We start from the raw sequence: 21116 nt of genomic DNA, 5'->3' as shown, positions 1-21116 counted from the left end.
CAACCGAATGAAGCGATTCAAAATCGGTGACACCCTAACGCGGTTACGCGCCCCAACGCTGTGGAGGTACCCCCCATGAAGATTTCCCGTTCGAGGCTGACGATCGCCACGGTCGCCGCATTCGCTCTCGTGCCGCTCGCCGCCTGCTCGAGCTCGTCCGACTCCAGCGGCTCATCCGGGGGGAAGACGGAGATCACGCTCCTGACCGACAACGCGGAGACCACGGTGAAGCCCGCGAAGGCGGTGATCGCGGCGTTCGAGAAGGCCAACCCGACCATCACGGTCAAGACCGAGACGCGTCCGGGCGGCTCCGACGGTGACAACCTCGTCAAGACCAAGCTCTCGACCGGCGACATGTCCGACGTCTTCTGGTACAACTCCGGCTCGCTGCTCCAGGCCCTGAGCCCGGAGAAGACCCTCGTCGACCTGACGAACGACCCAGCGCTGAAGGACACCGATCCGTCGTTCCTTCCGGCCGTGACCCAGAACGGCAAGGTCTACGGGGCGCCGTGGGGCACTGCGATGGGCGGCGGCATCCTCTACAACAAGGACGTCTACTCCCAGCTCGGGCTGTCGGTGCCCAAGACGTGGGCCGAGTTCGAGTCCAACAGCGACAAGATCAAGGCCGCCGGCATCACGCCGGTCCTCGGCACCCTCAAGGACACCTTCACCTCGCAGCTCTACGTCCTCGGCGACTTCCACAACGTCGCGGCGTCGAACCCCAAGTGGGCGGACGACTACACGGCGAACAAGGTCAAGTACGCCACCGACCCGGTCGCCCTCAAGGGCTTCCAGAAGGCGGCCGAGCCCAAGCAGAAGGGCTGGCTCAACAGCAGCGCCGGCTCCCTGACCTTCGCGCAGGGCATCAAGCAGCTGGCTCAGGGCAAGGCGGCGCAGTACCCCATGCTGACCTTCCCGATCTCGACGCTGGCGCCGGCGGACGCCGCCAAGATCGGCTTCTTCGGCATCCCCGGTGATGACGCCAGCACCAACGGCGCGACCATCTGGGAGCCGGGTGGCCAGTACATCCCCAAGACGAGCAAGAACATCGATGCCGCCAAGAAGTTCGTCGCCTTCGTGGCCTCGGTCGCGGGAACAGACGCCTTCTCCTCAGCAGTGCCGCCCACCGGCCCGTACCTCGTCAAGGGCTCCACGCTGCCCGACAACGCCCCTCCGGTCGCGACGGACATGCAGGCCTACATCGACTCGAAGACCTCGACCCCGGCGCTCGAGTTCCTCTCCCCGGTCAAGGGCCCCTCGCTGGAGCAGATCATGGTCGCCGTGATGACCGGGCAGACGGCTCCCCAGGACGGCGCCGCCCAGTATGACTCCGACGTGACGAAGCAGGCCAAGCAGCTGGGACTGCCGGGATGGTGATGAGCTCGCGAGCCGACGAGGCTCGCCCGGTCGGCCACCGCGATGACGCGGGGGCCGGCCGGCCCGCCCGGAAGAGCCCACGAGCCACGGGCGTCCGGAACGTCAGGGCGCACACCTACCCCTACTGGTTCTACGCACCGGCCGGCATCGTCTACGGCCTGATCTTCCTCGTGCCGACGGTCATCTCCTTCTACTTCGCCTTCACCCGCTGGACCCTGTTCGAGTCCGAGTTCATCGGGCTCGACAACTTCCGGCAGTTCTTCTCCGAGCAGGCCCTGGTCAGCGGCCTTCGGAACACGCTCGTGTACGCCGTCGTCACCAGCGGTCTGAAGGTGGTGCTCGGCATGCTCCTGGCGGTGCTGCTCACCGGCCCGATCCGGTCACGGGGCCTGATGCGCTCGGTCATCTTCTTCCCGGTGCTCGTCAGCACGGTCGCCGTCGGCATCACCTTCAGCGTGCTGCTCCAGCCCGACGTGGGCGTCGTGTCCACCGTGCTCGCCAAGCTCGGGATCACCGCGCCGGACTGGCTCGGTGACCCTGCCACGGCCCTGCTCTCCGTCGCCCTCGTCGACGTGTGGAAGGGCGTCGGGCTCGCCACGCTGATCTACATCGCGGGAATCCTCGCCATCCCCAGGGACTACTACGAGGCGGTCGACGTCGACGGCGGCGGAGCGTGGACCAAGTTCCGGAACGTCACCGTTCCCCTGTCGCGGCCGGCGACCTTCACGGTCATCCTGCTCTCCCTCATCGGCGGCCTCAGGTCCTTCGACCTCATCTGGACCATGACGGGTGGAGGCCCCGGCTTCAGCAGCGACGTCATCGCCTCGATCATCTACAAGACGTACCAGGCCGGCTTCTTCGGCCTCTCGACCGCCGGCAACGTGGTCCTCTTCATCCTCGTGACGCTGATCGTCTATCCGCTGTCGCGCTACTTCAACTCACGCGAGGTGGAGTCATGAGAGCTGCCCGACGCACATCCCTGGAGGTGGTGGCGATCCTCGTCGCCGCGGTGGTCTTCATCGTGCCGTTCATCTTCATGTTCGTCACGGCCTCGAAGAACGAGTCCGAGTCGGCGGACCTGGCATTCTCCCTGCCGACGCAGTGGACGGTGCTCGACAACATCAAGGAGGTCTTCGAGGCCCGCGACGGCATCCTGTTCACGGCGTTCCGCAACAGCGCGATCCTCACCGTCGTCTCCGTCACGATCCTCGTGGTGGTCTGTGCGATGGTGGGCTATGTCATCCAACGGCGACCTGGCAGGGTCGCGAACGTCGCGAACGTCCTGGTGCTGTCCGGCCTGATCATCCCGCCCGCGGTCGTCCCGACGATCTGGGTGCTCCAGCAGCTGCACATCTTCAAGACGCTCCCCGGGCTGATCCTCGTCGAGGTGGCCTTCAACATGGCCTTCTGCGTGCTGCTCTTCCGCGCCTTCGTCGCGGCCATCCCCCGCGAGCTCGACGAGGCCGCCATGATCGACGGCTGCACGGGACTCTCGCTGTTCTTCCGGGTGATCTTCCCCCTGCTGCGCCCGGTCACGATCACGGTGATCCTCACGTCGTCGGTCTTCATCTTCAACGACTTCGTCAACCCGCTCTACTTCCTGCCGGGCGACGAGAACGCCACCGTGCAGCTGACGCTCTACAACTTCCTGAGCCAGTTCAACACGCAGTACAACCTGCTCTTCATGAACATCGTGCTCGTGACGATCCCGCCGCTGATCCTCTTCATCTTCTTCAACCGCAAGATCGTCGCGGGCATGACGTCCGGTGCGGTCAAGGGCTGACACACACTCACCTCCAGTCGAGGCGCGGGGCCCTCCGGCCCCGGCACCACCGGACTCCCCCTGAAAGGCAACCATGACCCACCACTGGTCCGCGGACCTCATCGCCCCCGACGACGACTTCGCCGGAGCGCCCTTGCTGCGCAAGGAGTTCAGCCTCGATTCCGGTCACGGCGACGTGGTCACAGCCACCCTCCACGTGACGGCCCACGGAGTCGTCGAACCGAGCATCAACGGCGCGGCCGTCAGCGAGGACGTTCTCACCCCGGGATGGAGCAGCTACGAGTGGCGACTGCGCTACGCCTCGTACGACGTCACCGCCCTCGTGGCCGACACCTCGGTGCTGGGGCTCGCGCTCGGCAACGGATGGTTCCGCGGCCGACTGGGCTGGACCGGAAACAGAGCGTTCTACGGCTCCGAGCTGGCCGGCCTGGCCGAGCTGCACGTCGAGTTCGCCGACGGCCATCGCCAGGTGGTCGGCACCGATGCCACCTGGCAGGCCGGCCCGTCCGCCACCACGTCGAACGACCTCTATGACGGCCAGTCCATCGACGCCCGGCTGGCCTCCAGCGCCTGGACGGTGCCGGGGGCGGACCTGACCGGATGGGTCGGGGTGCACCCGGTGGAGCACGATGCCGGGCGGCTGCAGCCCTACGTCGGCCCGCCGGTCCGCCGCCACGAGGTGCTGCGCCCCGTGCGGGTGTGGACCTCGCCCGCCGGAGCCACCCTCGTCGACTTCGGTCAGAACCTCGTCGGCTGGCTGCGCTTCAGGGTGCAAGGGCCCGCCGGCACCGAGATCACCCTCCGGCACGCCGAGGTGCTCGAGCACGACGAGCTGGGCACCCGACCCCTGCGCTCGGCGGCAGCGACGGACCGCATCATTCTCAGCGGCGGAGTCGACTCCTTCGAGCCCACCATGACCTTCCACGGCTTCCGCTACGCCGAGGTGACCGGGTGGCCGGGCGAGGTCACCGCTGACGACCTCGAGGCGGTCGTCGTGCACTCGGAGCTGCGCCGTACCGGCACCTTCGAGTGCTCGGACGACCTGCTCAACCAGCTGCACCGCAACGTCGTCTGGGGGCTCAAGGGCAACGTCCTCGACGTGCCGACCGACTGCCCGCAGCGCGACGAACGCCTCGGCTGGACCGGCGACATCGCGGCCTTTGCCCCCAGCGCCGCCTACCTCTACGACGTCTCCGGCTTCCTCGACAGCTGGCTCGTCGACGTCGACCTCGAGCAACGGCACGCCGACGGGCTCGTGCCCTTCGTCGTGCCCGACGTCCTCAAGTACATCGACGCACCGTCGGACTTCCCGGCGCCCGAGAGCACGGCCATCTGGAGCGATGCCGCCGTGTGGGTGCCGTGGGCGCTCTGGCAGGCGTACGGCGACCGGGAGGCCCTCGCGCGGCACTACCCGGCCATGACCGCCCACGCCCGGCGCGTCGAGTCGCTGCTCTCCGAGACGGACCTGTGGGACACCGGCTTCCAGTTCGGCGACTGGCTCGACCCGCAGGCGCCGCCGGACGACCCGATCAAGGCGAAGGCCGACAACGGCGTCGTGGCGACGGCCTGCTACCACCGCACGTTGCGTCAGGTCTCGGCGGCGGCCGAGGCGCTCGGGAAGGCCGACGACGCCGGGTACTTCTCGGCACTCGCAGACCGCGTCCGGTCGGCCTTCGGCAAGCACTACGTCTCGGAGGGGGGTCGGGTCACGAGCGACTGCGCGACCGTCTACGCCCTGGCGATCGAGTTCGACCTGCTCGACGGCGCCGACCGGCAGGGTGCCGGCGACCGCCTGGCCGAGCTGGCGCGGGCGAACGGCTACCGGGTCTCCACGGGGTTCGCCGGGACGCCCTTCGTCACCGGGGCGCTCGCGGCCACCGGTCACCTCGACGACGCCTACGGCCTGCTGCTCGAGCGGGAGTGCCCGTCATGGCTCTACCCCGTCTCGATGGGAGCGACCACGGTGTGGGAGCGCTGGGACTCGATGTTGCCCGACGGGACGATCAACCCGGGAGAGATGACGAGCTTCAACCACTACGCCCTCGGCGCGGTGGCTGACTGGATGCACCGAGCCATCGGCGGCATCGCCCCGCTCGCCCCCGGCTACTCGCGGGTGCGCGTCGAGCCGCGGCCGGGCGGTGGGCTGACCTGGGCCCGGGCAGCCCTCGACACGCCGCACGGCCGGATCGCGACGTCGTGGTCGCTCGAGGGCAACCGGTTCGAGCTCGACGTCACCGTGCCCGACGGCGTCACGGCAACGGTGAGCGTGCCGGGGTCGGATGCCGTGGAGTGCTCCGCGGGCGTTCACCACTATGCGACGACGCTGGCCTGAGAGGGTGGTCCCATGACCGACGACGTCGACCTGGACGCCCGCATCGCCGCGCTCGACCTGCAGGGCAAGGTGCGCCTGCTGACCGGCGCCACGATGTTCACGCTGCAGAGCGAGGACTCCATCGGCCTCGGCACGATGGCCTTCTCCGACGGGCCGACCGGAGTTCGTGGTCTCGAGTTCGTCGGTGGCGACGAGGTGGCGCTGCTGCCCAACGCCACCCTCATCGCCTCTGCGTGGGACGAGGACCTCGCTCACGAGGTCGGCCAGGTGCTGGCCGAGGAGGCGGAGCGACAGCACATCCACGTCGTGCTCGGCCCGACCATCAACCTGCACCGCTCGCCCCTCGGAGGTCGTCTCTTCGAGGCGTACTCGGAGGACCCGCTGCTCACCGGACGGCTCGCGGCGGCATACGTGAAGGGCTTGCAGGGCAACGGTATCGGCGCGTGTCTCAAGCACCTCGTGGCCAACGAGTCCGAGACCGACCGGCACACGGTCAACAGCGTCGTGGACGAGTCGACGCTCCGTGAGCTCTACCTGCTGCCGTTCGAGATCGCCGTCGAGGACTCCCACCCCTGGTCGATCATGGCCGCCTACAACGACGTCAACGGCGTGCCCGCGACCGAGCAGCACGCCGTCAACAACGGCATCGTCAAGGGGGAGTGGGGCTGGGACGGCCTCCTCATGTCCGACTGGTTCGCGACGAAGTCGGCAGCCGCGGCCGCCAACGGTGGTCTCGACCTCGTCATGCCCGGGCCCGACGGACCTTGGGGCGCCGCTCTGGTCGCCGCCGTCGAGAGCGGCGACGTGGACGGGTCCACCGTCGACGAGCACCTTCGCCGGCTGCTTCGACTCGCAGGTCGGGTCGGGGCCCTCGACGGTGGCCGCACGTGGTCGACGGAGTGCCCGGCGCCGACCGACCCCGTGCGCCGGCAGCAGCTCGAGAGGATCGCGGCGCGAGGGATGTCGGTCGTGCGCAACGACGGCAGCCTGCCCCTGGACAGGGCGACACGGGTGGCGCTGATCGGGCGGCACGCGACCCGGACCATCGACATGGGTGGCGGCTCCGCCCAGGTGACGCCGCCGCATCAGGTCAGCGTGGCCGAGGCGCTGTCGGCCCGCCTCGTCGACGTCGACGTCGTCGACGGCGTCGAGGTGCGCTCGCGTCCTGTGCCGGCCGACCTCGACGTCGTGACCGACCCACACGGCGGCGCGGCGGGCATCCACTACACGGCCACGACGGCCGACGGCGCGGTCGTCGTCGACCGCCACGTCGATGACGCGACGGTCTCGTTCGGCGTCGACGACGGGTTGCCCGAGGTCCCGGACGTCATGAGGCTCGAGGCGGTGGTCGCGGGCAACGGGCCCCGCGAGGTCGGGGTCGTGGGCGTCGGCGCGTGGACGGTGCGAGTCGACGGCGTCGCCCATGACGTCACGCTCGGCCTGTCGAGCGGCGACGTCGGTGAGGCGCTCCTGACCCCGCCCGGCTGGACGACGCTCGTCGACTCCGCCGGCCCGGTCGAGCTGGTGGCCGAACGACGGTCGACCGGTGTGCCGTTCGGTCGGCTCTCCGTCGTGGGCCGCCCGGCACCACGCCCCGCGAGCGACGTCATTGCCGACGCCGCGGCCGCTGCGGCGGTGGCGGAGGTCGCGGTGGTCGTCGTGGGACTGACCGAGGAGCAGGAGACCGAGGCCGTCGACAAGACCACGCTTGCCCTCCCGGGTCGTCAGGACGACCTCGTCGCCGCCGTCGCGGCGGCGGCGCGTCGGACCGTCGTGGTCGTCAACGCGGCCACCCCCGTGCTCATGCCGTGGTTCGACGAGGTGGACGCCGTCCTCATCGCCGGCATCCCTGGCCAGGAAGGCGGTCATGCCGTGGCCTCGGCCCTGCTCGGTGACATCGAGCCCTCGGGGCGGCTCGTCACGTCCTACCCGCAGGCCGACGGCGCCGCCCCGGCATGGGGCGTCACCCCGGTCGACGGGGCGGTGGAGTATGCCGAGGGCTCGTTCATCGGCTACCGCGGACACCACGCGGGCCGGGCTCCCGCTCCGGCCCTCTGGTTCGGCCACGGCCTCGGCTACGGGGCATGGGACTACTCCGACGTCGCCCTGTCGTCGACGGAGAACGCCGCGGTCGTGGTCTCGGCGACCGTCACCAACACCTCGGACCGCACCTCCCGCGAGGTCGTGCAGGTCTACCTCGAGCCCGGTGACCCCACCCAGCCGGTGCGACTCGTCGGCTGGCGCGCCGTCGAGGTCGACCCCGGTGCCAGCTCGACCGTGGACGTGCCGTGTGATGAGCGGATGTGGCGTCGCTGGGACAGTGCCTCGGGATCGTGGGCTCGCCTCGAGGGCGGGGGGACCCTGCTCGTCGCCCGCGGGCTCGGGGACGTCAGAGCTCGCCTGTCATGGCCTTGAGGCAGGTCGGGGGACGCCCCACGGGCGTCACGGTCCTCCGGCCGGGCCGCTGACCTGGGCCGCGCCGCGACCGGCGAGGGCCGCGACGACGAGCGCCAGGGCGGCCACGGTGGCGAGCAGGACTGTCCAGCCGGTTCCGAGGTCGCCGGCGAAGACGACGACGAGAACGCAGACGACGGCGACCCCGATGGAGACCGGGATCGCGAGCGGCGTGCCGGCGGCGCGGTCCATCCCGCCGCGGGCACCGTTCCACCCGGCGGCGGCCAGGGACCGCACCCGGCGGGCCCCGCGCGACGGGCCGACGACGAGGGCGACGAGCATCACGGCGAGGGCGACCACGACGACGACCCGCACGAGCTGGCGCAGGCCCTCGGTGAGCGTGTCGATGACGGAGACCGCGGCTGCGGAGGCGCCGGGCGGCAGGCTGCTCGCCACGTGCGAACGGGCCAACGACAGCCCCAGCACGAGCACGACACAGGCGACAGCGGCACCGAGCCCCACGCGTACCAGTGCTCGACGGCGGTCGCGCGCCATGGCGACCCCACCGGCGAGGAACGCGAGAGCCAGCAGCGGCAGGGCCACGCCGCCGAGGCGCAGGGCGTTGTAGGCGGTGCGCGCGGTGTCGAGGTCGCTGCTCGGCAGCAGGGGGACCGAGACGGTGATCGGCGGCAGCTTGTCGACGAGCGGGACCCCCGCGGCGACGAGACGCTGCTCGATGGGCTCGACGATGTTGCCGATGTCGATGCTGACGTCGGTCCCGTTGTCGACGATGGCGCCGTCGGGTGACCGCGAGAGCACGGCGACGAGCTGGGCGTGCGAGACCTGGTTGGCGGCGACCCAGACCGTGGCGAACTGGTCGCTCCCGACGACGGCCGTGACGACACGGCGCACGACCTGCTCGACCTGGGCCGCGAGAGGAGCTTTGAGCAGCCCGAGTGCTCGTGCTTCGACCGGTCGGCCTCCGGCTTCGAGCGCCTCGAGGGCTCGGTCGACCAGGTGCTGGTCGCTGATGGCGACCAGGACGCGTGCCGTCGCACGATCCTCGACGAACGCGGTCACGGCCGGGTCGGTGGCGAGCGGGGTCACGGTCTCGACCCAGTTGTCGGTGTCGGTCACCGTCGTGCGCAGCCACGTCGCGGTGACCCCGACGGGCACGAGCACGACGCCGATGACGAGGAGCACGGCGGCCAGCACCGAGCGAAGTCGTGCGGGCATCTCGACCTCCGGGTGTCACGGGGACAGGCCTGCGACCTGTCCTCCGAGCCTCCCGTCGCGCGGGGGGCGCCCGCATCCCCCGATGCGGGTGAGGCTCAGGCGGCGTGCCGCTTGGCGGGTTGCGTCAGCTGGGGCGCCACCGACCGCCCATGCAGCAGCAGGAGGCCGCCGACGACGATGCAGACCACCTCGGCGATCGCGGCCGTCCAGACCGACCCGCCCGCCCAAACGGTGTGCACGCCGAGCAGTCCGACGGTGGACGCGATGACGAACGCCCCGAGCGTCGCGGCCCCGAAACCGGCGGTCAGGAACGCGGGGACCCAGTGCTCCCAGCGCAGCAGCAGGATCGCGATGACGACCCCCGCCACGACGTTGATGAGGAACATCGGGCCCACGCTCTGGTTGCGCACCCCGTCGAACCACAGGTAGAGGTGGACGGCGGCGGAGACGAGCAACGCCACCGCTCCCACGCCTCGGAGTCTCATGATGCGCTCCTGTCGTCCGGGTCGCGCCGCGGCGTCCCGTTGGCGTCGCGGTGTTGGACCTCCTTCCCTGAAGACGCTCCGACGTGGGCGACGGTTCAGCCGCCGCCCGAAGGGCCGTAGGCGGTGAGGAAGCGGTCGCGGAAGCGGTCCATGGGCCACACCGGAGCCGCGGGTCCGGGCCGCAGCCCGTCCTGCCAGCCCCACGAGGAGATGCGCGCGAGCACGGCCGGGTCGCGGGAGACGATGCTGACCGGCACGTCGTGCCCGGCGTGCTCGCCCGAGACGATGCTGACCGGCTGGTGGTCGCCGAGCACGAGGACGACGAGGTCGTCGTCGTGGGTCGCGCGCAGGAACGACACGACGCTGTCGAGGGAGTACGCGACCGTCTGGCCGTATGCCGCCCGCACCCTCTCGGCGCTGCTCCACACCACGTCGCGTGGCGTCGCGAGCCCCGCCTGGGCGAGGTAGGGGGAGCCGTCGCCGATCGCCGCCCAGTCGAGCAGTCGCGGCAGCGGCGCCCAGGGGACGTGGCTCGTCACGAGGTCGATCTCGGCCATGACCGGCGGCCGTCGACCGGGTGGGCGGCGCTGCAGCTCGAGCCGGTCGAAGGCCGACAGCGTGTACTGGTCGGGCATCGGGGCGTAGCCGAAGCCGGGGCCGGCGTAGCCCAGGGTGCGTGCGTCGTAGACGGTGTCGTAGCCGTAGAAGGCCTTGCCCTCGGGCCAGTCGTGACGGTTGGCCGGGATGACGTCGACGGTGCGCCACCCGGCCTGGGCGAAGGCACCCGCGAGGGTGAGCCGGTGGGTGGCCGCCGTTGCCGTGTCGAGGAGCTGGTCGTAGCGCTGCTGACTGCTCACCCAGAGTCCGGACTGGAGGGTGGAGTGGGCCAGCCAGCTGATCCCCCCGAAGGTCGGGGACGTGAGCCACGCGCTGCGCGTCGTGTAGCCGGACTCCTCCAGCCCGTTCGTCCCGGCCGTGAGCGCCCTTGCCACGTCGGGGCTCTCGTCGACGGCGACCTTCCCGTAGCTCTCGACGAAGACGACGACGACGTCCTTGCCGCGCAATGCGGTCAGCAGGCTGCCCGGCGCGGTGTCGCGGTACGGGTCGACGGCGATCTGCGCGGCGAAGACGTCCTGGTCGTGGAGGCCGTCGCGCACCGACGTGAACTCGCGGCCGGCGAGGGCCGCCGAGCTCGACGAGGCGCCGGGCAGGTCGGCCGTGACGCCGAGCCCGAGCGAGGCGCAGACGCCCCAGGCGACGGCCCCGGCCGCCAGGGCGCGCATCGCTCCGGTCCGGTGGCGTTCGACGACCCGCCCGACACGTCGTAGGGCCAAGGGGGTCAGCACGACGATGCCGAGCAGGAGCAGCCCCGCCGCGACGACGGCCAGCACGGCGGTCACCGGGCCGGCCGAGTCGCCGATGAGGTCGGTGGCCGACCCCGCGTAGCGCCAGTCGGTGAGCGGGTTGAACGTCCGGTAGAGCGTGGCGAGGAAGGCCGCGTCGAGGACCCGGACGACGAGGAGGACCCCGAGGGCGAGTCCGACCGCGATCGCGAAGGACCGCGCAGCCACCCCGCGCAGGAGCAGGAGCCCGGCCACGAGGACCAGGGCCTCGACGGGGATCCGGAGCAGGGCCAACGGTGTCGGCGACCAGCCGACTGCCGGGTCGGGAGCGACGAGCGCGACCCAGACGAGCAGGACGGCGAGGGTGCTGAGGATGCCGTCGGCGACGCGGCGGCCGGTCCTGGCCCGGGTCGGAGACGTCACGGCAGCACGCGCGCGTCGACGGGCGTCTGCTCGACGAGCGGCCAGGGAGCGAGTGCCTCGACCTCGTGGCGTCGGGACGCCGCCATCCGCCGCAGCGTGAGGACCTCCGTGCCGAACGAGAGGACGAGCAGTGCGAGCCCGGCTGCCACGGCGACCGAGGCGGCCACGGCGGGCACGATGCCGGCAGCGGCCACCGTGAGGACGATGCCCTGGTAGGCCGCGATCGCCTTGCGCCACAGGCGTCCCGGGACCTGTCCGCGCAGCCACGGCGCCCATCGGGCAGCGAGCGCGACGAGCAGCAGGAGGTAGCGAGCGACCCCCACGCCGAGCACCCACCACCCGAGGTCACGGGCGACGGCCACGCTGAGGACGAGGATGAGGAAGGCGTCGGTCTCCATGTCGAAGCGCGCGCCGAGCGGGTGGACGGTGCCGGTGCGGCGCGCGACCCGGCCGTCCACCGCATCGAGGAGGAGGGCCACCGAGGCCAGGGCCACGAGGAGGCTGGTCGGCTCGTCGGTGCCCGCGGTCCCCGCCACGGCGTCGGCCACGAGGGCCGCGACGCCGCACACGAGCACCGCCCTCGACAGCGTGACTCGGTCGGCGGGCAGGAGGCGCGGGCGCGAGGCCAGGACGAGCCCGACCGTGAGCAGGGTGCAGAGGGCCACGCCCGAGGCCAGGCCGACGGTCCAGCCGGCAGCGCCGAGTCCGGTCGCCGGCCCCAGGCCGGCGAGCAGGGTCAGCACGCCGACGAGCCCGGCGACCGGGCCGTGAGGGGTCACGTGACGCACTGCGCCTCCACCGGACTTGAGAGGTTTCACCCAAGGACGCCGTCGCCACCGCCGGAGTTCACGGGCAGCCCTAGTCTGGTCCCGTGTCCACCGAAGCGCGGGCGTTCTGGGTGGTCGAGCCCGGCAGGGGCGAGATCCGCCCGGTCACCGTGCCCCCTCCCGGGTCGGGCGATGTGCTGGTGCGAGCGCTGCACTCGGGGGTGAGTCGCGGTACCGAGACGCTCGTCTTCCGGGGGAAGGTCCCCGAGGGCCAGTACGCCGTCATGCGCGCCCCGCACCAGGAGGGGAACTTCCCCGGTCCGGTCAAGTACGGCTACCTCGGGGTCGGCGTCGTCGAGGAGGGCCCGACGGATCTCGTCGGGAGGACGGTCTTCTGCCTGCACCCGCACCAGACGGCCTACGTCGTCCCCGTCGGGTCGGTCGTCGTCGTCCCCGAGGACGTGCCTGCGCGGCGGGCCGTGCTCGCCGGCACGGTCGAGACCGCCGTCAACGCCCTGTGGGACGCCGCACCGCGGGTCGGTGACCGGGTCGCTGTCGTGGGCGCGGGGATGGTCGGGTGCTGCGTCGCCCGTCTGCTCGCCGGGATCCCCGGGTGCCGGGTGACCCTCGTCGACGTGGACCCGTCGCGGGAGGCGGTGGCGGGACCGCTCGGGGTCGGCTTCGCGCGACCCACCGACCTCGCCGACGCGCGCGGGGACCACGACCTCGTCGTCCACACGAGCGCCACGGGTGCCGGGCTCCAGCTCTCCCTCGACCTGCTCGCACCGGAGGCGACGGTGCTCGACCTCAGCTGGTACGGCGACGGCCGGGTCGAGCTGTCGCTCGGTGGGTCGTTCCACTCGTCGCGACTGCGGATCCGAGCAAGTCAGGTGGGTTCCGTTGCGGCAGCGAGGCGCTCGCGATACACGTATGCCGAGCGGCTGGCGCTCGCGCTCGACCTCCTGCGCGACCCGGCCTTCGACGCCTTGCTGACCGGCGACTCGCCCTTCGATGAGCTGCCCGCGCTCATGCCGCGCCTCGCGGACGGCTCCCTGCAGGCCGTCTGCCACACGATCTCCTACCGACCCACCCACTGAAGCGGGGAGCCGATGTTCAGCGTGACCGTCCGGGACCACATGATGATCGCGCACAGCTTCCGGGGGGAGGTGTTCGGTCCGGCGCAGCGGTTGCACGGGGCGACGTTCGTCGTCGACGTGACGTTCCGCGGGCCTGAGCTCGACGACGACGACATCCTCGTCGACATCGGACTCGCGACCCAGCACGTCCGCGAGGTCGTCGGTGCCCTCGGCTACCGCAATCTCGACGACGAGCCGGACTTCGCCGGGGTCAACACCTCGACCGAGGTGCTGGCCCGCACCGTCGCCGAGCGGGTCGCGGGTCGGGTGCGCGCCGGTGATCTCGGCGGTGCCGCCGCCCGGGTGACCGGGCTCGCCGTCACCCTCCACGAGTCGCACGTCGCCTGGGCGAGCTACGAGTGCGAGCTCTGAGCGAGATCCACGCCGTCGTCCCGGCCGGGATCGACGACCCCGTGCTCCCGAGCGGCGGGAACACCTACGACCGCAGGGTGCTCGACGGCCTGCGTGCCCTCGGGTGGCGGCCGATCGAGCACCCCGTTCCCGGGCCGTGGCCACGCCCCGACGCGGCAACGACGGCCCATCTGGCCGAGGTCGTCGCGGCCGTCCCCACGGGGTCGGTGCTGCTCGTCGACGGCCTCATCGCGTCGGCCGCCGACGCCGTCCTCGTGCCCGAGGCGGACCGCGTCCGCCTCGTCGTCGTCGTCCACCTGCCGCTCGGGGTGGCAGACCCGGACCTGGCCGCGGCGGAGGGCAAGGTCCTGACTGCGGCCGCGGCCGTCGTGACGACGAGTGGGTGGACCCGGGACGTCCTGCTCGACGCGTACGCCCTCACCCCCGCTGCCGTGCACGTCGCCCGGCCGGGGGTCGACCGGGCGCCCGTGGCGCCTGGCGCTCCCGACGGTGCGCGGCTGATCTGTGTCGGCGCGGTGACCGCGCTCAAGGGGCAGGCCGACCTCCTCGCGGCGCTCGCGCTCGTGGCGGACCTCCCGTGGTCGTGCGTCCTCGTCGGCGCCCTGACGCGCGAGCCCGACGTCGTGGACGGGCTGCGTCGGCTGGCCGCATCGGCCGGCCTCGTGGACCGCGCGCACCTCGTGGGCCCGCGGGTCGGTGGGGACCTCGAGCGGACGTATGCCGCCGCCGACCTCCTCGTGCTGCCCTCCCACGTCGAGACGTACGGGATGGTCGTGAGCGAGGCACTCGCCCGCGGCATCCCGGTCCTCGCCACCGACGTCGGTGGTGTCCGCGAGGCGATCGGGCAGGCGGGCGACGAGCAGCCCGGGCTGCTCGTCCCTGCCGGCAGCCCCGAGGCGCTGGCGGCTGCGCTCCGGTCGTGGCTGACCGACGGGGACCGGCGGGACCGGCTGCGCCGGAATGCCATGGCGCGACGCGACACCCTGTCATCGTGGTCGGAGACCGCAGGACACGTGTCGGCCGTGCTCGAGAGGGTAGGGGGTCGCTGAACCCGATCGTGGAGCCGGACGTCGTCACCATCAGGGGTCCCGGGCGGATTCTCGACAGATCCGGGGCAGAAAGGGCGGAGGAGATGCAGCGCGACCGGTCCTGGCTGCGCCCCCTCGCGGGGCTCGTGATCCTCGGCGTCCTCGTGTGGCGCATCGGCGGTGGCGCCTTCGTCGACGGCCTGCGTCAGGTCGACGCCCGTTCGGTCGCTGCGGCGGCCGCCATCGCCGTGGTCACGACCGTCTGCGGCGCGTGGCGGTGGGTCCTCGTGGCCCGAGGCCTCGGGACCGAGCTGTCCCTGCGCGCGGCCGTCGCCGCGTGCTACCGGTCGCAGTTCCTCAACGTGACCCTGCCCGGAGGGGTGCTCGGCGACGTGCACCGAGGCGTCCGACACGGGCGCGACGGCGGCGACGTCGGCCGCGGCGTGCGGTCAGTCGTGTGGGAGCGCTCGGCCGGTCAGGTCGTCCTCCTCGGGCTGACGCTGGGCGCCGTGCTGCTGCTCCCGTCGAGACTGCAGCCGGTCGGATCCCCTGTGGCCACGGTGGTCCTCGTCGCCGGGACCGCGGCCCTGGTCGGGTTCGGGGCAGCATGGCGGCGCCGATCGGATCGCACGCCACCTGAACCTTTCGCTGGGGCCTCGCGAGGCCTGCGGATTGCGGCGGCCGACGTGCGTCACGGCCTGCTGGGACGGCATACGTGGCCGGGGGTCGTCGTGGTGTCGGCGCTCGTCGTCGTCGGGCACGTCGCGACCTTCGTGCTGGCTGCCCGTAGCGCCGGGGTGGAGGCGCCCGTGTCCGACCTCGTGCCACTCGCGCTCGTCGTCCTCGTGGCGATGGCGCTGCCGCTCAACGTCGCCGGCTGGGGACCGCGTGAAGGGGTGGCGGCCTGGGTGTTCGGCGTGGCCGGCCTCGGCGTCGCCGGGGGAGTGGCGACCGCCGTCGTCTACGGCGTGATGTCGTTCGTCGCAGCCCTGCCGGGCGCGGCACTGCTCGTCGTGTCGCGGCGCGGAGGCCCCCGCACCCCGACAGGGCTGACACCCGAAGGAGCCGTCCGTGGCTGACCGTCCCTACACTCTGCTCAGCTGTGGCATGTCGATCGACGGCTACCTCAACGCGGGCACCACGACGCGTCTCATGCTGTCCAACGACGCCGACTTCGACCGGGTGGACGGCGAGCGAGCCGCGAGCGACGCGATCCTCGTGGGCGCCAGCACGATCCGCAACGACAACCCGCGCCTGCTCGTCCGCTCGTCCGAGCGCCGGGCAGCACGAGTGGCCCGCGGTCTCGCCCCGTCGCCGACGAAGGTGACGGTGACGAGACATGCCGAGCTCGACTGCGCCGCGAGCTTCTTCGCGGCCGACGGCGCGGACAAGATCGTCTACTGCCCCAGCGACGTGGTGCCCGAGGCACGCGGACGGCTCGGTGCGGCCGCGGCCGTCGTCGACGCCGGTCGTCCCGCGACGATGCGCCGGGTCTGCGAGGACCTCGGTGACCGCGGGGTGCAGCGGCTCATGGTCGAGGGGGGCGGCACCGTGCACACGCAGCTGCTCACCGACGACCTCGCCGACGAGCTCCAGCTCGTCGTGGCGCCCTTCTTCGTCGGAGACTCGGCGGCGTGCCGGTTCGTCGGGGACGGGCGCTACCCCTGGAACGCCGGCCGCCGGGCGACGCTCGCCGAGGTGCGCCAGATCGGCGACGTGGTCCTGCTGAGGTATGCGTTGTCATCGCGTTTCCGGGAGAGCGCGTGATCGCCGGGTCGCCGGGTCGCGAGCCGGCTCGTGCCACGGTTCTTCCACCGGCCCGCATCCGCGCCCACGTGCTCGTGCCGGTCGCCTTCGCCGACGGCTTCGCGACGACGGCACGCGTCTTCACCTTCGACGAGCTCGCCGACGGCCGCGAGCACCTGGCCCTCGGGCTCGGGAACCGCTCGGCGGCACCCGGACCGGGAGTCTGCGACGGGGACCCGACGCCGACCCGGCTGCACAGCGAGTGCCTGACCGGGGACGTCTTCGGCAGCGGGCGGTGCGACTGCGGCGCGCAGCTGCGCGAGTCGGTCGAGCGTCTCGACGCGAGCGGTGGGTTCCTGCTCTACCTGCGGCAGGAGGGGCGCGGCATCGGGCTCTATCCCAAGCTCGACGCCTACGTGCTGCAGGACGCGGGGCTCGACACCTACGAGGCGAACGTCGCCCTCGGATACGGCGAGGACGAGCGGGACTACACCGTCGCGGCGCAGATGCTCGGTGCGCTGGGCGTGAGCCGCGTCGAGCTGCTCAGCAACAACCCCGACAAGGCCGCGCAGCTGCGGGCGCTCGGGATCACGGTGGCCCGTCGCGTCCCGACCGGCGTCCACCTGTCCGACGCGAACGCCCACTACCTCGCGACGAAGGTCGTGCGCGGCGCGCACACCCTCGACCTGCACGTCCAACCCTGATGGACCGCGGCGCGCGGCGGTGCATCATGGGTCCGTGGACGACGGGACTTTCGGATGAGGCCGGGGCATCGACTCTCGGTGACGGTCAACGGCACCGAGCGTGACCTGGCGGGCACCGAACCCGCGACCAACGCCCTCGACTGGCTGCGCGGGCAGGGTCTCACCGGGGCCAAGGAGGGGTGTGCCGAGGGTGAGTGCGGCGCTTGCGCGGTCCTCGTCGCCCGCCCCGACGGCGCGTCGGGCACCGAGTGGACGGCCGTCAACGCCTGTCTCGTGCCGGCCGCCTCGTGGGACGGCCAGGAGGTCGTCACCGCCGAGGGACTCGGGACGCCGGAGCACCTGCACCCCGTGCAGCGCGAGATGGCGGTGCGGGGCGGGTCGCAGTGTGGCTACTGCACGCCCGGTTTCGTCTGCTCCATGGCTGCCGAGTACTACCGCGCCGACCGGCAGGACGACGCGGCCCGTGCGGGCAGCGACGCGGACACGCACGAGTCGGGGCCCAACGGGTTCCGTCTCGCAGCGCTCTCAGGCAACCTGTGCCGGTGCACCGGCTACCGGCCCATCCGGGACGCAGCCTTCGCGCTCGAGTCCCCGACGGACGACGACGTGCTCGCCGCGCGGCGCTCGGACGCGCCGCCACCTCCGGTCGGGACCCGGCTCTCGGGGGCGACCGGCACGTATGCCCGTGCGGCCGACCTCGACGAGGCGCTCGACCTGCTCGCGGGCCATCCGGGCGCGGCGGTCGTCGCCGGATCGACCGACTGGGGCGTCGACGTGAACCTTCGCGGCACCCGGGCGCCGTTCGTCATCGGCATCGACCGCCTGCCCGAGCTGCGCCGGCTCGAGATCGGTGACGAGGCCGTCGAGATCGGCGCCGCCTTGACCCTCACCGAGGTGGAGCGCGAGCTGGCGGGGCGGATCCCCCTGCTCGACCAGGTGTTCCCCCTGTTCGGCTCCCGACTCATCCGCAACGGTGCGACCCTCGGCGGCAACCTCGGCACGGGCTCCCCGATCGGCGACCTGCCGCCCGCGCTGCTCGCGCTCGAGGCCGTCGTGGTGCTCGCGAGCCCGGACGGCGACCGGCAGGTGCCGCTCGCCGACTACTACACCGGCTACCGGCAGAGCGTGCGTCGCCCCGACGAGCTCATCCGTGCGGTGCGGATCCCCTTGCCGCTCAGCCCGACCACGGCCTTCCACAAGGTGGCCAAGCGCCGCTACGACGACATCTCCAGCGTCGCCGTCGCAGTAGCCCTCGACGTCGTCGACGGCTCCGTCCGACGGGCGCGCATCGGCCTTGGCGGCGTCGCGGCCACCCCCGTCAGGGCGCTCGCCACCGAGGCATTCCTGGAGGGCCGGGCCTGGACCTCGGCGACGGTGCACGCCGCCGCCGAGGTGATGCGGGGGGAGGGCACCCCGCTCGACGACCACCGCGCCAGCGCGGCCTACCGCATCGCGGTGCTGGGCACCTCGCTCCTTCGCCTTCATGCGGACGAGCAGCCCGAGGACGGGGTGCGTGCATGACGTCCCTGTCCCGCCGGCCTGCGGATCCCGTGGTCGGGCAGCCGATCCCGCACGAGTCGGCCGCTCTTCACGTCACCGGCCACGCGCTCTACACCGACGACCTCACCACGCGAACGCACGGTCTGCTCCACGCCCACCCCGTCCAGGCACCCCACGCCCACGCCCGCGTGACGCGGCTCGACCCCGCACCCGCGCTCACCGTCCCGGGCGTCGTGCGCGTCCTCACCGCCGCCGACGTGCCCGGCGTCAACGATGCCGGCGTCAAGCACGACGAGCCGCTCTTCCCGTCCGAGGTGATGTTCTTCGGCCACGCAGTGTGCTGGGTCCTGGCCGACACCCTCGAGGCGGCCCGGCTCGGCGCGCTCGCCGTCGAGGTGGACTACGAGCCGCTGCCCTCGGTCGTCACGGTCCGCGACGCGATCGAGGCCGGCAGCTTCCAAGGCGGACAGCCCAGGCTCGAGCGCGGGGAGGTCGACGGGGCCTTCGTCGCAGCCGAGCACGTGTTCAGCGGCGAGCTCGACCTCGCCGGCCAGGAGCACTTCTACCTCGAGACGCACTGCTCGCTCGCGCACGTCGACGAGGGTGGGCAGGTCTTCGTCCAGAGCAGCACCCAGCACCCGACGGAGACCCAGCAGATCGTCGCCCACGTGCTCGGTCTGGCAAGCCACGCCGTCACGGTCCAGTGCCTGCGGATGGGCGGAGGCTTCGGCGGCAAGGAGATGCAGCCGCACGGCTACGCAGCGGTAGCCGCGCTGGGAGCCGTCCTGACCGGGCGCCCCGTGCGCCTGCGCCTCACCCGGACGCAGGACCTGACGATGACGGGCAAGCGACACGGCTTCCACGCGCAGTGGCGCGCCGCGTTCGACGGTGACGGTCGCATCCAGGCGCTCGACGCCACCCTGACCTCCGACGGCGGCTGGAGCCTCGACCTCTCCGAGCCCGTGCTGGCGCGGGCGCTCTGTCACGTCGACAACGCGTACTGGATCCCCCACCTCCGGGTCGACGGGCGCATCGCCCGGACCCACAAGACGTCCCAGACGGCCTTCCGCGGGTTCGGCGGACCGCAGGGGATGCTCGTCATCGAGGACGTTCTCGGCCGTTGCTCACCGCTGCTCGGGATCGACCCCGTGGAGCTGCGGCGCCGCAACTTCTACACGGAGGGCCAGGACACGCCCTACGGCCAGGTCGTCCGTCACTCCGAGCGGGCCGTCGCCTGCTGGGAGCAGGTGGTGACGACCGGCGGGCTCGCGGAGCGCTCGGCGGCGGTCGCCGCGTACAACGCGTCGCACGAGCACACGAAGCGGGGCCTGGCCGTCACGCCGGTCAAGTTCGGGATCTCCTTCAACTTCACCGCCTTCAACCAGGCCGGGGCGCTGGTGCACGTCTACAAGGACGGCTCGGTGCTCATCACGCACGGTGGCACCGAGATGGGTCAGGGCCTGCACACGAAGATGCTGCAGGTCGCCGCCACGTCGCTGGGCGTCCCCCTGTCGCTGGTCCGGCTGGCGCCGACGCGCACGGACAAGGTGCCCAACACGTCCGCGACCGCGGCGAGCTCGGGGGCCGACCTCAACGGCGCAGCGGTCAAGGACGCCTGCGAGCAGATCCTCGAGCGGCTCCGCGCCGTGGCCGCTGCCCGGCTGGGCGTCCCCGCCGAGGACGTGCGGTTCGACGGCGGGTGCGCGCGAGCGGCGTCGGGAGCGGCGACAGGCGCAGCCGAGGTGGCCTGGGCCGACCTCGTGAGTGAGGCCTACTACCAACGGGTCCAGCTCTGGGCGGCCGGTTTCTACCGCACCGAGGGACTGCACTGGGACTCGACGAGGATGCACGGCTCGCCGTTCAAGTACTTCTCCTACGGCGCCGCGGCGGCCGAGGTCGAGGTCGACGGCTTCACCGGTGCCTACCGGCTGCGCCGGGTGGACATCGTGCACGACGTGGGTGACTCGCTCTCCCCACTCGTCGACCTCGGTCAGATCGAGGGCGGCTTCGTGCAGGGTGCGGGCTGGCTCACCCTCGAGGACCTCCGGTGGGACGAGTCCTCCGGCCCGGCACGCGGCCGGCTCGCCACGGCATCGGCGAGCACCTACAAGCTGCCGAGCTTCTCCGAGATGCCCGAGGTCTTCAACGTCGCACTGCTCGAGCGCGCCACCGAGGACGGTGTCGTCTACGGGTCCAAGGCCGTCGGGGAGCCCCCGCTCATGCTCGCCATCTCCGTCCGCGAGGCCCTGCGCCAGGCGGCCGCCGCGTTCGGGGGCGCCGGCACGCAGGTCGACCTCGCGTCGCCGGCGACACCCGAGGCGGTCTTCTGGGCCGTCCAGCAGGCGCGAGGAGCCGGCCAGCCACCGCACACGGTGGCGGTCGTCCGGGGCGAGCCCCGGGGCGTAGGCGTGGCGCCCGAGCGCGCAGACCCCGCCGGGCACCCGCTGCGCCCGCACTCGGAGCAGGTCGCCGCCGGGAGGGGTGACTGAC

General features: G+C 72.2%; 17 protein-coding genes. 13 read left to right on the top strand and 4 right to left on the bottom strand.

Annotated features, from left to right (window positions below; translation table 11 throughout):
- The first annotated feature begins 75 nt into the window (after positions 1-75).
- From NR112_RS13530 to NR112_RS13510, 5 genes are all read left to right on the top strand, one after another.
- Positions 76-1377, top strand: coding sequence for an ABC transporter substrate-binding protein (locus NR112_RS13530; RefSeq protein ID WP_256794829.1), 1302 nt, complete (start codon positions 76-78; stop codon positions 1375-1377).
- A complete protein-coding gene (locus tag NR112_RS13525) occupies positions 1377-2336 on the top strand; it encodes a carbohydrate ABC transporter permease (protein WP_256794828.1) in 960 nt (319 codons plus the stop codon). The genes NR112_RS13530 and NR112_RS13525 overlap by 1 nt, the downstream gene beginning before the upstream one ends.
- Positions 2333-3160: a carbohydrate ABC transporter permease gene (locus NR112_RS13520; RefSeq protein ID WP_256794827.1), complete on the top strand. Its 828-nt coding sequence runs from the start codon at positions 2333-2335 to the stop codon at positions 3158-3160. Before NR112_RS13525 ends, NR112_RS13520 begins: the two co-directional genes overlap by 4 nt.
- Before the next feature lie 73 nt (positions 3161-3233).
- Positions 3234-5492 carry a family 78 glycoside hydrolase catalytic domain gene (locus NR112_RS13515; RefSeq protein ID WP_256794826.1) on the top strand — a complete coding sequence of 753 codons (2259 nt, stop codon included), beginning with the start codon at positions 3234-3236 and terminating at the stop codon, positions 5490-5492.
- A 12-nt stretch (positions 5493-5504) separates the two neighbouring features.
- Entirely contained in the window at positions 5505-7907 is a 2403-nt protein-coding gene (locus NR112_RS13510) for a beta-glucosidase (protein WP_256794825.1), read from the top strand.
- A gap of 27 nt (positions 7908-7934) precedes the next feature.
- On the opposite strand, the gene NR112_RS13505 is transcribed toward NR112_RS13510, so the two are convergent.
- From NR112_RS13505 to NR112_RS13490, 4 genes are all read right to left on the bottom strand, one after another.
- Positions 7935-9122, bottom strand: a complete 1188-nt coding sequence (locus tag NR112_RS13505; protein WP_256794824.1) for a hypothetical protein — start codon at positions 9120-9122, stop codon at positions 7935-7937.
- Between the two features lie 95 nt (positions 9123-9217).
- Entirely contained in the window at positions 9218-9607 is a 390-nt protein-coding gene (locus tag NR112_RS13500) for a hypothetical protein (RefSeq protein ID WP_256794823.1), read from the bottom strand.
- A 95-nt stretch (positions 9608-9702) separates the two neighbouring features.
- On the bottom strand, positions 9703-11373 hold the full coding sequence (locus NR112_RS13495) for a CDP-alcohol phosphatidyltransferase (RefSeq protein WP_256794822.1): 1671 nt from the start codon (positions 11371-11373) through the stop codon (positions 9703-9705).
- The gene (locus NR112_RS13490; protein WP_256794821.1) at positions 11370-12152 is read right to left on the bottom strand and encodes a CDP-alcohol phosphatidyltransferase family protein; all 783 of its coding nucleotides are present in this window, start codon (positions 12150-12152) and stop codon (positions 11370-11372) included. The genes NR112_RS13495 and NR112_RS13490 overlap by 4 nt, the downstream gene beginning before the upstream one ends.
- Before the next feature lie 92 nt (positions 12153-12244).
- On the opposite strand from NR112_RS13490, the gene NR112_RS13485 reads away from it, so the two are divergent.
- The 8 genes from NR112_RS13485 (at position 12245) to xdhB (ending at position 21115) form a co-directional block, all read left to right on the top strand.
- Positions 12245-13237, top strand: coding sequence for a dehydrogenase (locus NR112_RS13485; RefSeq protein WP_256794820.1), 993 nt, complete (start codon positions 12245-12247; stop codon positions 13235-13237).
- A 12-nt stretch (positions 13238-13249) separates the two neighbouring features.
- Positions 13250-13648: a 6-carboxytetrahydropterin synthase gene (locus NR112_RS13480; protein WP_256794819.1), complete on the top strand. Its 399-nt coding sequence runs from the start codon at positions 13250-13252 to the stop codon at positions 13646-13648.
- Positions 13636-14697 (top strand): glycosyltransferase family 4 protein, encoded by a 1062-nt coding sequence (locus NR112_RS13475; protein ID WP_256794818.1) that lies wholly within the window; start codon positions 13636-13638, stop codon positions 14695-14697. The genes NR112_RS13480 and NR112_RS13475 overlap by 13 nt, the downstream gene beginning before the upstream one ends.
- 83 nt (positions 14698-14780) lie before the next feature.
- Positions 14781-15755, top strand: a complete 975-nt coding sequence (locus NR112_RS13470) for a lysylphosphatidylglycerol synthase transmembrane domain-containing protein (RefSeq protein ID WP_256794817.1) — start codon at positions 14781-14783, stop codon at positions 15753-15755.
- A complete protein-coding gene (locus NR112_RS13465; RefSeq protein WP_256794816.1) occupies positions 15748-16443 on the top strand; it encodes a RibD family protein in 696 nt (231 codons plus the stop codon). The genes NR112_RS13470 and NR112_RS13465 overlap by 8 nt, the downstream gene beginning before the upstream one ends.
- Positions 16444-16511: 68 nt before the next feature.
- On the top strand, positions 16512-17126 hold the full coding sequence (gene ribA / locus NR112_RS13460; protein ID WP_256795069.1) for a GTP cyclohydrolase II: 615 nt from the start codon (positions 16512-16514) through the stop codon (positions 17124-17126).
- 54 nt (positions 17127-17180) lie between these two features.
- Complete coding sequence (locus NR112_RS13455) at positions 17181-18647, top strand: xanthine dehydrogenase small subunit (RefSeq protein WP_256794815.1); 1467 nt, start codon at positions 17181-17183, stop codon at positions 18645-18647.
- A complete protein-coding gene (gene xdhB / locus NR112_RS13450) occupies positions 18644-21115 on the top strand; it encodes a xanthine dehydrogenase molybdopterin binding subunit (protein ID WP_256794814.1) in 2472 nt (823 codons plus the stop codon). Before NR112_RS13455 ends, xdhB begins: the two co-directional genes overlap by 4 nt.
- Position 21116: the final 1 nt, after the last annotated feature.

This window comes from Terrabacter sp. Ter38 (genome assembly GCF_024519435.1).
GTDB lineage: Bacteria > Actinomycetota > Actinomycetes > Actinomycetales > Dermatophilaceae > Terrabacter.
This window is presented reverse-complemented; position numbering and strand designations above follow the sequence as displayed.